Genomic DNA, 11,914 nt, shown 5'->3' with positions numbered 1-11,914 from the left:
ACGGACGGATCCGACGACGGAATCGACGAATCCGACGTGATCGCAGCGGGACCGGTCGGCTCGAGCACGGGGGCCGAGACCGAAACGCGCGTCGCTGCTGCCGAGACAGTGCCGGGAGACCCGGCCGACGGGGAAACGGACGATGCGGTCGACGGCGACGGTACCGAACCGATCGGCGAACCGATCGACGACAACGAGGCGGCGGCCGACGGTCGGGAGGCCTCGGACTCACCCGACGGCATCGATTCGCTCTCGTTCGACGATCTGACCGAGGACGCCGACGCTCCGGCGGAGGGAGCGAAAACGGCATCCGCTCCCGACGAATCCGCTGACGATGAGTTCGCTGACGACGAATCTGAGAACGCGAACCCGGACGATCCGGATCGCTCCGACGTCCCCGACATCGTCGACGATTCGACCGGGCCCGAGCCGGTGGACGAGGACCCCTCGCTCGAGGACGATGCGGCGTCCGACTCCGGTGGGGCGGCTGTCACGGAATCCGAGACGGACGACGCGGCTGCCGCGGACGCGCTGTCGCCGTTCGAGTTCGACGAGGACGAATTCGAGGCCGAGGACGTGTCCGTCGAGGACGCCGTCGACACGATGAACGAGAACGCGCCGGCACCGGAGCTCTCGAGCCACCGATTCGACGTGACGGCCGAGGAAACCGGCGACGGCGGGGCGGTGGTGACGCTCGCGTTCGAGCCCGACACGATCGAAATCGAGGGGTCGACGAAGCGACTCCTGCAGTATCAGCTGCAGAGCTTCGCGGACCGGGAGTCGACGCCGGCGGCCGACGTGACGATCGGTCGGGATCGGATCGTCATCGAAATCGCCGACTCCGACGGGACCGCGATCCAGCGGTGGGGCGAAGCGGCCGTCAGCATCGTCGATCGGACGCTGTACCTCTCGGATAACAGCTCCGACAGCTAGCGAATCGACCGCCGACGGACCGCGGACGGCGACCGATCCACACGTTTTTCCCTCCCCCGTCCCCCTGAACGGGTGTGCGAATCGAGAACAGCTTCATTCCCGTCCGCGGGGTCGGCGAAACCACCGAACGACGCCTCTGGGAGAACGGCGTCACTCACTGGGACGAGTTCGACGGCAGCGTCGTCGGCTCGACGCTCGCCGACCGGATCGAGACCTTCATCGACGAGGGGCGGACCCACCTCGAGCGCGGGGACGTCTCCGTCTTCGCGGAGGCGCTCCCGGCGTCGAGTCGCTGGCGGTGCTACGAGAACGTCAGCGCGGAGACCTGCTTTCTGGACATCGAGACGACCGGGCTGAGTGCCGACACGAACGACGTGACGACCGTCAGCCTCCACCGGGGCGGCGAGACGAAGACGTTCGTCAAGGACCGCGATCTGTCGAGCGACCGCCTCGAGCGCGAACTCACCGACGCTGCCCTGCTCGTCACCTTCAACGGGCAACGCTTCGACGTTCCGTTCCTCGAGACGTGTTTCGACGTCGACATCGACGTGCCCCACGTCGATCTCATGTATCCCTGCAAAAAGCTGGGGCTCGACGGCGGGCTGAAGGCGATCGAACGGGAGCTCGGCATCGACCGAGACCTGCCGGATATCAGCGGGCGCGATGCCGTCCGTCTCTGGCACGAGTACGAACGCGGCGACGACGGGGCCCTCGAGACGCTCGTCGAGTACAACCGCGCGGACACCCGCAACATGGAGCCGCTGATGGAGATCGTCGCGGATCGACTCCACGAGACCGTCTTCGAGGCCGCGATAGTCGACGAGTGAGCGGACGAGGCCAGCCGGTCGCCTCGAGAGTGTTTCGTCGGAACCGTGCCGGCCGTGCAGCGCGACGGCGACGAGTAGATATATATGGGAATCGTCCCGAATTCGCTCCCAATGACTGATTTCAGCTACGAGACGTCCGTCGACGTGCGACTTCGCGATATCGACTTTATGGGGCACGTTAACAATGCAACGTATGCCACCTACCTCGAGCAGGCGCGGGATGCCTACTTCAGGGACGTGCTCGACGTTTCGCTGGCCGAGATCGACACCGTCCTCGTGAGCCTCGAACTCGAGTACGCACGGCCGATCGAGGCGGACGACGACGTCACGGTCGCGCTCCGCGTCGCGGACCTGGGAACGTCGAGTCTGCCGATGGAGTACGAGATCCGCGCGGGCGGGTCGCCTGCGGCAACGGCGACTACCGTCCAGGTGCTCGTCGAGTCGGAATCGGGGGAGTCGCGACCGCTCCCGACCGAGTGGCGAACGCGAATCGAGCAGCGAGAATAGCCGCCGAACGAGTTGTCCGGTCTGCTGTAACTACGTACCGGCGCACCCGTATAGCGGGTCGCAGGTGCGCCGGTACTGATGGGGCGTAGTCCGTATTACTCGAGGGCGGAGACCTCGACCTCACCGTCGCTCGCAACGGTAACCTGATAGCCACAGAAGGGGAATTCGACGCAGCCGGTCGGTCGCTGTCGGCCGTTTTCTCGGGTCGCAAAGAGCGAATCGAGCGCTTCGGGATTGACAACGTCGTAGAGGGCTTCGTACTCGGGCGGCTCGAGATCGAGGGGATCGATGCCCTCACGCTCGGCGACGGCTGCGATAACGTCGAAACTTACTGACTGCGCGACTGTCGCGTCCGAGCGATCAACTGAGAGTAGCATTGGCCGGACTCTTACATTGATCAGGTATAAATCCTCTGGCCTCAATCAGTTCTTGGACCCCACATTCGATCAGAGGCGAATATATATGATCCCTACTGCCTATATTGGGAATCTATTATAGTCTAAATTTATTGTATTCATATATTCTAAAACTATTCAGGGACTGATAGTCAGTGCACAATCACTGGTTATCGATTCGGGAGATCAGCTAGCCACCGGTGTCGAGGTCCGATTCCGGACTGCGTTACATGTTCGGTAGTATCTACTGGTAGAAACGACTCCAAGCCGCGCTCACGATGACCCCGGTCGTCCTGTGGACGATCTTTCTCGAGCGGTTGGGCTGACCGCGGTTCGGCCCAGCTCGGACTTGCGACGGGTCGGCTCGAACAGCGTTCGAACGATCGTCGCCGGGCTCCGAGCTGGTTTCCGTCTTCCGATCTGCGACCAGCGCCTTGCAAGTGACCGCCTGACGCTTACACCGCTCATTCTGGATGATCGAGTACGCCGGTCGGGGACGACATCGATGGCCGCGAGACGCGGACTCCAAACCGAGCGGGCGACGGGTACGGTCGAACCCACCCGCGACCCTGTTTGGACACCGTCTCCATCAGTGACGGTACCGATGCGGACCGATCGGTCGAACGCGCAGCGGACGACCCCTGATTTCGAACCATGCCAGTCGACGATTCAAACCCCGACGGACGAGGCGACCAGCAGCAACGGGCGACCGACGGCGGATCGGACGAGCCCGACGTGATCGACGACCAATCAGACGACGAAGCGACGAGTGACGCCGACGAGTCGCAGTCCGCTCCGGAGTCGAGCCGAGCGGGCACGAGCGACGCCCGCGAGGGCGAGACGGACGAGAACAGCAAGCAGGAGCAGCTCGAGGAGGTCCGCGAGAACCCCGAGGGCGAGACGCTGACGACCGATCACGGTGTCACAGTCAGCGACACGGATAACTCCCTGAAGGCGAGCGAGCGCGGGCCGACGATCATGGAGGACTTCCACTTCCGGGAGAAGATGACGCAGTTCGACCACGAGTCGATCCCGGAGCGGGTGGTCCACGCCCGCGGTTCCGGCGTCCACGGCTACTTCCAGCCATACGAGGATCCGGATCTCGGCGACGAATATGACGACCTCAAGGAGCTGACGAAGGCGAACGTGTTGACCGACTCCGACCAGAAGACGCCGGTTTTCACCCGGTTCTCGACGGTCGTCGGCTCCCGCGGCTCCCCGGATACGGTACGGGACGTCCGCGGCTTCGCGACCAAGTTCTACACCGAGGAAGGAAACTGGGACCTCGTCGGGAACAACATCCCCGTCTTCTTCATCCAGGACGCGATGGAGTTCCCCGATCTGGTCCACGCGATCAAGCCCGAACCGGACGACGCGACGCCCCAAGCCTCCGCGGCCCACGACACGTTCTGGGACTTCGCCTCCCTGAAGCCCGAGATCACGCACATGATCATGTGGGTCCTGTCGGGTCGCGCCCTCCCGCGGGCCTACCGCATGATGCAGGGGTTTGGCGTCCACACCTTCCGGCTGGTCAACGAGGAGGGCGACGCGAAGTTCGTCAAGTTCCACTGGACCCCCAAGTACGACACCAGTCAACTCGTCTGGGACGAGACCCAGAAGATCGCCGGCAAGAACCCGGACTTCAACCGGATGGACCTCTACGACGTCATCGAGGAGGGGTACGAGCCCGAGTTCGAACTGGGCGTCCAGATCTTCGACGAGGAGGACGCCGCGGGGTTCGACTTCGACGTCCTCGATCCGACAAAGATCGTTCCCGAGAGCGAGGTTCCCGTGCAGCCGATCGGCAAGATGGTCCTGAACGAGACGCCGGACAACTTCTTCGCGGAGGTCGAACAGGTCGCGTTCCACCCCGGCAACGTCGTCCCCGGCATCGACTTCACGAACGATCCGCTCCTGCAAGGCCGGCTGTTCTCCTATCAGGACACGCAGCTCAACCGCTTCGGCAGCGCCAACTGGGACGAGATTCCAATCAACCGCCCCGTCGCCGAGCGGCACAACAACCAGCGGGCCGGCTTCATGCGCCAGGAGATCAACGAGGGCAAAGCGTCGTACAAGCCCAACTCGATCGGGGACGATTACCCCGAGGAAGCGCCCGAGGAGGAGGGCGGCTACGAGCACTACGCCGAGAAGATCGAGGGCAAGAAGATCCGCAATCGGTCGGAGAGCTTCCAGAACCACTTCTCGCAGGCCCGCCTGTTCTGGAACAGCATGACCGAACCCGAGAAACAGAACATCGTCGACGCCGCCCACTTCGAACTCGGGAAGGTTGACCGCACGGAGATCCGCGAGCGGATGGTCTACGACATGTTCAACAACGTCGACCACGAGTTCGCGAAACGCGTCGCCGAGGGGATCGGCGTCGAACCGCCCGAGGAACCCGGCGACCAGATGCCGACCCACGACCGCGAGGACTCGCGCTTGAGCATCGAGCAACGGCGCGACGCCGACTCCATCGAGACCCGCAAGATCGCCGTCCTCGTCGACGACGGCTACGACAGCGACCACCTCGAGACGATCCGGTCGACGCTGCAGGACGAGGGCGCACGCGTCAAGATCGTCTCGAAACTGCTCGGCGACAAGGAAGCCGAGAACGGCTCCACGGTCGAAGCCGACAAGAGCCACGTCACCACCGAGTCGGTGTTGTTCGATGCCGTCTACATCCCCGGCGGTCAGGACAACGTCGACGCCCTGCTCGAGCAGGGCGAGGCCAAGCACTTCGTCGCGGAGATGTTCAAACACAAGAAACCAATCGCTGCCGCCGGCGAGGGCACGGAGCTACTCGAGTCGGTCGAACTGCCGGGCGTCGACGAGGCAAACGACCAGGAGGGGGTCATCTCCGAACAGGGCGTCGTGATGGACCCCGACGGCGAGGACCTCGAGTCGTTCGCCGAGGAGTTCGTCGACGCGATCGCCCAGCACCGCCACTGGGAGCGCGAACCGACGGAAGTGCCGGCGTGACTGCGTCGAACGCGACCGCCTGACTGCGACCGGCAGTCACTGCGGTCTGCGGTCCTCGATTCTGCGGACCTCGAGCGTCTCGACGGCGACCACCGCTCACTCGCTGGTCTCGACGCGAGCCTCGAGCCAGCGCACTGCCGGCGTCGCGGTGATCCCGTGGACGACGATGGAGACGAGCACGACCGCGCCGACGACCGCCCACAGGAGACCGGCGTCGGGGAACGCGGCGTGATTCAGACCGTACGCGAGGTAGTAGAACGAGCCGATCCCCCGGATGCCGAAGAAGGCGATCGTCGCCCGTTCGGCGGGGTCGCGGTCGAAGCCGAGAAAGCCGACGAGCCCGGCGAGCGGACGGACGACGAACACGATCACGACCGCGGCAGCGATCGACTCGAGGGTGAGCGGCTCGAGGAGTCCGCCGACGATCGCCCCGCCGAAGAAGAGCATGATGAGGGCCATCATCACCTGCTCGGCGAACTCGCTCACCTCGTGGAGCGAGCGGTTGTACTCGTGGGAGCGCTCGTAGTGGCGGACCATCAGCGCCGCGACGAAGACCGCGATGAAGCCGTAGCCGCCGACGAGTTCGGTCGCCCCGTAGACGAGGAGGGTGCCGGCGATGGCCTCGAGCCCCTGAACCGACTCCGCGACGGGGGTGTCGGGCTCCGTGGCGAAGACGAGGTACGCGGTCAGATAGCCGAGGACGACGCCGACGATGACGCCGACGACGATCCGATAGCCGACGTCGACGAGGAGCCACTCGCCGATCCAGTTGCCGGGAGCGAGTCCCACGAGCGCGGTCGTGATCGCCAGATTCGTGAACGGGAATGCGAGCCCGTCGTTCAGCCCCGCTTCGGAGGTGAGCGCGAACCGGACCTCGTCTTCCCCGCCGGCCGCCTCCTCGATGTCTTCGTCTTCGCTTCCCATTCCCGGGCCGCCGACCTGGACTTCCGACGCCAGCACCGGATCGGTCGGTGCGAGACACGCACCTAGCAGGATCGCGGTCGGGACGACGAGGCCGATCCATCGGCCAAGCAGCGCCGCGCCGGCGATCGACAGCGGCATCGTGATCGCGAGCAACCGCCACGTCGACGCCCACGCGCGCAGCCCGGGAACGCGATCGATCTTCAGTCCGACGCCCATCAGGGCGACGATGACGCCCAGCTCCGCGAGGTGTTCCGTCGTCGTCCCCTGCTCGAGCGGATCCGGCGGCGGGAGCCCGATCGGTAGCCCGAAGGCGAGCATGCCGAAGGCGACGAAGAACACCGGCATCGAGACGGCGCGATCGGAGACGAACCGCGGGAGGACGGCGACGCCGAACAGTGCGATACCGAGGACGACCAGGCCGACGTTGTACAGCTCGAGGACCATCGAGAGCGGTCTCTCCTACGACCAATCGGCCCTTTATATCCCTGCCGGCGTCTGCAGAACGAAGCCATTTGCCGCGGGGAAGTGAGTCTACTCCTGTGAATCGGAACGCATCGGGTGGAGAGTGTGAGGGATCGACGCGGCGGCGGTTCCTGCAGGGCGGGGCCGTCGTCGCGGCCGTCGGACTCGCCGGCTGCATCGAGGAGATGGGAACGGAGTTCCCCCAGAACACGGAGTGGCCGGTCTCGGAGCACGTCCCCGGCCTCCCCGTCGAGGAGCGAAGCGCGATCCTCGAGGAGCGGATCCCGGAGCTCGCGAGCGCCGAGATCGCCGATCCCGACGGGTTAGCGTCGACGCTCGAGGAGTACGAGATGACCGTCGAATCGGTCGAACGCGACCGGGACGTGCTGACGCTCGAGTACGTCAACACGGATCGCGACGACGAGGGGAATATCCACGATGTCGCCCTGCTGGCGGGCGGCTACGCGGCGCTGATCGACGCCGGCTACGACGCCGTCGCCCTGGATGCGACGATCCTCGACGACGCGCCCGCGTCGTACGGATCGGCGACGGTCGAGACGCCGCACGCAGAGGAGTACAACGCGGGCGTGCTGACCGCCGCCGAGTACGGCGAACTGGTCGTGTCGACGATCGAGTCACGGCGGTACGAGCCGGCGGTCGACGTCGCGCCCGAGGAGTAGCCTCGAGACGGTCGCCTCGACTACCGGTCCGGCGAAACGCCGATATCGGACCCTCCATCGCCCGCTGTGGGCAGTTCCTCCGCCGACTCGAGTACGTCGACCGGTGTGGCTGCGGCGGGCACGTGACTCGCGTCTATGTGGGCGCGAGTGACCGTATCGCGGAGGGGAACTCTCTCACGAGGAACACGAACTCGGGGACGGCCCGCTACTCCTTGCAATCGTCAGCCGGGTCGATATCCGGTCTCGTTCACTAGCGCAATCGATGGGGACGCGAACGCACACGATCGACGAACCGGTGACCTGTCGACTATGCGGAACGGAGAACGACCAGTATTACACGTACTGCCGTCAGTGCCTCGGTCAGCTTCCCGCGAGACCGGACTCTCGAAGCTAGGGGAACGCGTGCCCGGCGGGCCGGTCTCGATTCGCCCGTTGTGACCTGTACCTCGGACGGATCCAGTCTACAGCACCGCCGACCTCGTTTCAGCCACCAACTTCGTTTCGGTCGGTTCGGTCGAGTGAACGCGACACCAGCGGCAGTGGTACTAGAGAACGCTCCGGAATTCCCCAGCATACGTTCGCAGCGGGGGAGTCTCCGCAAGCGGAGTCCCCGTCCGTTCGTTCCGCGTTACTCGAGAACGACCAGCGTGTCGCCCATGTCGACGCTATCGCCTTCCCCGACGGCGATCTGGGTGACGGTACCGCCCTGGGAGGCGACGATGTCGTTTTCCATCTTCATGGCCTCGAGGACGACCAGTACGTCACCGGCCGCGACCTCGTCGCCCTCCTCGACTTCGATGTCGAGGATCGTCCCCTGCATCTCGGCGTCGACGGTCTCGCCCTCGCCCTGAATGTCGGTCTCGCCGCCGCTGCTGGAGCCGCCCGCCGGCTCCGGTCGACTCGACTGGCCACCGGCGGACACGTCGCCGGTCGGGATGGCCGGCGCACCGCGTTCCTCGAGTTCGACCTCGAAGCGCTTGCCGTTGACCTCGACGGTGAACTCGCGCTCGACGGCGTCGTCCTCGTCCTCGCTCGCGCCGCCGTCGCCGATGTCGCCGCCCCACTGTTCCTGGGCCTCCTCGATGCGCGTCTCGTCGAGTTCCTCGTCGAGATACTTCGTGGTGTGCGTGCTCTGGACGAACTCCTCGTCGGTGAGCATCAGCCGGTGGAACGGGATAACCGTCGGGATTCCCTCGATCTGGTACTCGCGGAGCGCGCGCAGCGACCGCTCGATACACTCGTCGCGATCCTCGCCCCAGACGACCAGTTTCGCGATCATCGAGTCGTAGTCGGTGACGAGCTCGTCGCCCTGCCGGAGCGCGTCGTCCAGGCGAACGCCGATCCCGCCCGGCGGATCGTAGGTCTCGAGGGTCCCGCCGGTCGCGGGCGCGAAGTCGTTGGCCGCGTTCTCGGCGTTGATCCGGAACTCAATCGCGTGGCCGTCGATTTCGACGTCGTCCTGCGCGAAATCGAGCTCCTCGCCGGCGGCGATTTTGAGCTGTCGTTTGACGATGTCGAGGCCCGTGATCTCCTCGGTGACGGTGTGTTCGACCTGGATCCGCGTGTTGACCTCGAGGAAGTAGAAGTTCGCGTCGGGACCGAGCCGGCCGTCGCGGCCCGGCTCCTCCTCGACGAGGAACTCGACGGTGCCGGCGTTGGTGTAGTCGGCGGCGGCGACGCCCCGACGAGCGGCCTCGCCGATCTTCTCGCGCAGTTCGTCCGTCAGCGCCGCGGAGGGCCCTTCCTCGATGACCTTCTGGTGACGCCGCTGGAGCGAACAGTCGCGCTCGCCCAGGTGGCGCACGTTACCGTGTTGGTCGGCGACGATCTGGACCTCGATGTGACGAGGCTTCTCGAGGTAGCGCTCGAGGTAGACCGAGTCGTTGTCGAAGTACGCCTCGCCCTCGCGCTGGGCGCTCTCGAGTTGGTCTTCGACCTCGCTCTCGTCCCAGACGACCTTCATCCCGCGGCCGCCGCCGCCGCCTTCGGCTTTGATGGCGATCGGGTAGCCGTGTTTCTCGCCGAATTCTTTGACTTCCTCGGGGTCGGTGACGGGGTCCGTGGTTCCGGGAACGATCGGCACGTCGGCCTCGTTCATGATCGTGCGGGCCTTGGTCTTCTCGCCCAGCGATTCCATCGCGTCGCTGGACGGGCCGACCCACGTGATCCCTTCGACGTCCTCGACCTTGCCCGCGAACTCCGCGTTCTCCGCGAGGAAGCCGTAGCCGGGATGGATCGCGTCGGCGTCGGCCTTCCGCGCGGCCTCGATGACCGCTTCGTGATCGAGATAGGAGTCGGCCGCGCGAGCCGGCCCCACGTTGTACGCCTCGTCGGCGTAGCGCACGTGCCCCGAGTCCGAGTCGGCCTCGGAGTAGACGGCGACGGTTCCGATGTTCAACTCTTCACACGCCCGCATAACGCGGACAGCGATTTCCCCGCGGTTCGCCACGAGAACCTTCCTGAACATTCCTGTGGAAACAGTCGTGAAGGCCCTACCTTACTTTTTCGCAACGGATTCGAGAAAGCGACAGATTTTGCCAGTCGATGTCACCGGTTTCAGGTGACGATACCAGTCCCGGGAGATCCACAGGCGCGAACCGTCGACAACGGCGAGCGACGCACTGACGGACTCGAGCAGCGCTCGGGAAATCGACGTCAGCCCGGTGCGCACGCAAGGGACCGTCGTATGCTAGTTATGCGCAATCGTTATCCGGTCCCGGCCGCTAGAACGCACAATGTACGAGTTCGCAGTCGGTCCGCTGCAATCCCAGTCGGTACTCGAGGAGCCGTTACTCCTCGTCGGAGCGATCGGGCTCCTCCTCGTCGTGATCACGGTCTGGCAGATGGTCGAGATCGTCGACGCCTACGACAGGGCCGCGCTGACCGTCTTCGGCGAGTACCGCAAACTGCTCGAGCCGGGGCTGAACATCGTCCCGCCGTTCGTGTCGCGGATATACACGTTCGACATGCGAACGCAGACGCTGGACGTCCCCCAGCAGGAAGCGATTACTCGCGACAACTCGCCGGTCACAGCCGACGCCGTCGTCTACATTCGGGTCATGAACGCCAAGCGGGCCTTCCTCGAGGTCGACGACTACCAGCGCGCGGTCTCGAATCTGGCGCAGACCACGCTGCGCGCCGTGATCGGCGATATGGAACTCGACGACACGCTCAGCCGGCGCGAGATGATCAACGAGCGAATTCGGACCGAACTCGACGAGCCCACCGACGAGTGGGGCATTCGCGTCGAGTCGGTCGAGGTCCGCGAGGTGACTCCGTCCGCCGGCGTCAAGGGTGCGATGGAGGAACAGACCTCCGCCGAACGCCGTCGCCGCGCGATGATCCTCGAGGCGCAGGGCGAACGCCGCAGCGCCGTCGAGAAAGCCGAGGGTGACAAACAGTCCAACATCATCCGCGCCCAGGGAGAGAAACAGAGCCAGATCCTCGAGTCGCAAGGTGACGCTATCTCGACCGTGCTACGCGCGCGCTCCGCGGAGTCGATGGGCGAGCGCGCCGTCATCGACAAGGGGATGGAGACGCTCGCCGATATCGGTCAGGGCGAGTCGACGACGTTCGTCATGCCGCAAGAACTCACGTCGCTGGTCGGTCGCTACGGCAAGCACCTCTCGGGCAGCGACGTGGAAGGAAACGGGACCGACCTCGAGAGCCTCGAGTTCGACGAGGAGACCCGCGAGCTGATCGGTCTGGACGACATCGCGGACATCATCGGCGAGATCGACGAACAGGCGGAGATGGACGTCGAGGCGATGGAGCAAGAGGCGCAGGCGATCAAGGAAGGCCAGGATATGGGGACGAACATCGGCGCGGAACCCGACGAGCCGATTACGATGTCGGAGACGGAAGACGAAGCCGAATCGGAACCCGAACTGGGATCCGATTCGGAGTAGCGCTGCACGGTTCCGTCTCGTTTCTCTCGCTTGTCACTCGCTCGAACCACCCGGATCTCTCGGCTCGAGTGCTCGCCCGCTCGTGATCATTCCGACGCCTCGTCGCGGCGAACACGATCCGAAAAATAGTGGGCGGGCGCGTTCAGAACTGTTTCGTTCGGCCCGCGGCCGACCACGGATCGGTCGGTGCCTCGCGCGGGACGCGAACGGTGCGGTGTTGCTGTGCGCGAACCCGACCGGCGAACGCCCAGCGTCTATCGTCCCACGTCTCTTCGCCCTCAGCCGCCGCTGCGGCGGCC

10 protein-coding genes and 1 pseudogene are annotated in these 11,914 nt (G+C 65.1%); 7 read left to right on the top strand and 4 right to left on the bottom strand.

Going from position 1 to position 11,914, the window contains the following annotated elements; all coding sequences use genetic code 11:
* The 3 genes and pseudogenes from PGX04_RS32805 to PGX04_RS32795 form a co-directional block, all read left to right on the top strand.
* A pseudogene (locus PGX04_RS32805) lies at positions 1-933 on the top strand (AAA family ATPase); the annotation flags it as partial.
* A 74-nt stretch (positions 934-1,007) separates the two neighbouring features.
* Positions 1,008-1,760, top strand: coding sequence for a ribonuclease H-like domain-containing protein (locus PGX04_RS32800; RefSeq protein ID WP_273742302.1), 753 nt, complete (start codon positions 1,008-1,010; stop codon positions 1,758-1,760).
* A 111-nt stretch (positions 1,761-1,871) separates the two neighbouring features.
* Positions 1,872-2,267, top strand: coding sequence for an acyl-CoA thioesterase (locus tag PGX04_RS32795; protein WP_273742301.1), 396 nt, complete (start codon positions 1,872-1,874; stop codon positions 2,265-2,267).
* Positions 2,268-2,362: 95 nt separating this feature from the next.
* Here PGX04_RS32795 and ddfA read toward each other — a convergent pair whose 3' ends face one another.
* Entirely contained in the window at positions 2,363-2,644 is a 282-nt protein-coding gene (gene ddfA / locus PGX04_RS32790) for a DdfA family disk-determining factor (RefSeq protein ID WP_273742300.1), read from the bottom strand.
* A 672-nt stretch (positions 2,645-3,316) separates the two neighbouring features.
* On the opposite strand from ddfA, the gene PGX04_RS32785 reads away from it, so the two are divergent.
* Positions 3,317-5,641 (top strand): catalase, encoded by a 2,325-nt coding sequence (locus tag PGX04_RS32785; RefSeq protein ID WP_273742299.1) that lies wholly within the window; start codon positions 3,317-3,319, stop codon positions 5,639-5,641.
* 96 nt (positions 5,642-5,737) lie between these two features.
* Here PGX04_RS32785 and PGX04_RS32780 read toward each other — a convergent pair whose 3' ends face one another.
* Positions 5,738-7,009, bottom strand: a complete 1,272-nt coding sequence (locus PGX04_RS32780) for a cation:proton antiporter (protein ID WP_273742297.1) — start codon at positions 7,007-7,009, stop codon at positions 5,738-5,740.
* A gap of 95 nt (positions 7,010-7,104) precedes the next feature.
* Here PGX04_RS32780 and PGX04_RS32775 point away from each other — a divergent pair, with 95 nt between their 5' ends.
* A complete protein-coding gene (locus PGX04_RS32775) occupies positions 7,105-7,707 on the top strand; it encodes a DUF8159 domain-containing protein (RefSeq protein WP_273742296.1) in 603 nt (200 codons plus the stop codon).
* Between the two features lie 262 nt (positions 7,708-7,969).
* The gene (locus PGX04_RS34920; RefSeq protein WP_425498476.1) at positions 7,970-8,101 is read left to right on the top strand and encodes a DUF7577 domain-containing protein; all 132 of its coding nucleotides are present in this window, start codon (positions 7,970-7,972) and stop codon (positions 8,099-8,101) included.
* A gap of 234 nt (positions 8,102-8,335) precedes the next feature.
* On the opposite strand, the gene PGX04_RS32770 is transcribed toward PGX04_RS34920, so the two are convergent.
* A complete protein-coding gene (locus PGX04_RS32770) occupies positions 8,336-10,174 on the bottom strand; it encodes an acetyl-CoA carboxylase biotin carboxylase subunit (RefSeq protein WP_273742295.1) in 1,839 nt (612 codons plus the stop codon).
* A 268-nt stretch (positions 10,175-10,442) separates the two neighbouring features.
* Between PGX04_RS32770 and PGX04_RS32765 the strand changes: the two genes are divergently transcribed.
* Positions 10,443-11,615 (top strand): SPFH domain-containing protein, encoded by a 1,173-nt coding sequence (locus PGX04_RS32765; protein ID WP_273742294.1) that lies wholly within the window; start codon positions 10,443-10,445, stop codon positions 11,613-11,615.
* A gap of 142 nt (positions 11,616-11,757) precedes the next feature.
* Here the strand turns inward: PGX04_RS32765 and PGX04_RS35115 are convergent.
* Positions 11,758-11,914, bottom strand: a 157-nt coding sequence (locus PGX04_RS35115; RefSeq protein ID WP_465263866.1) for a DUF8022 family protein, incomplete at its 5' end; no start/stop codon positions are given.

The organism is Natrinema soli, assembly GCF_028618695.1.
This window is presented reverse-complemented; position numbering and strand designations above follow the sequence as displayed.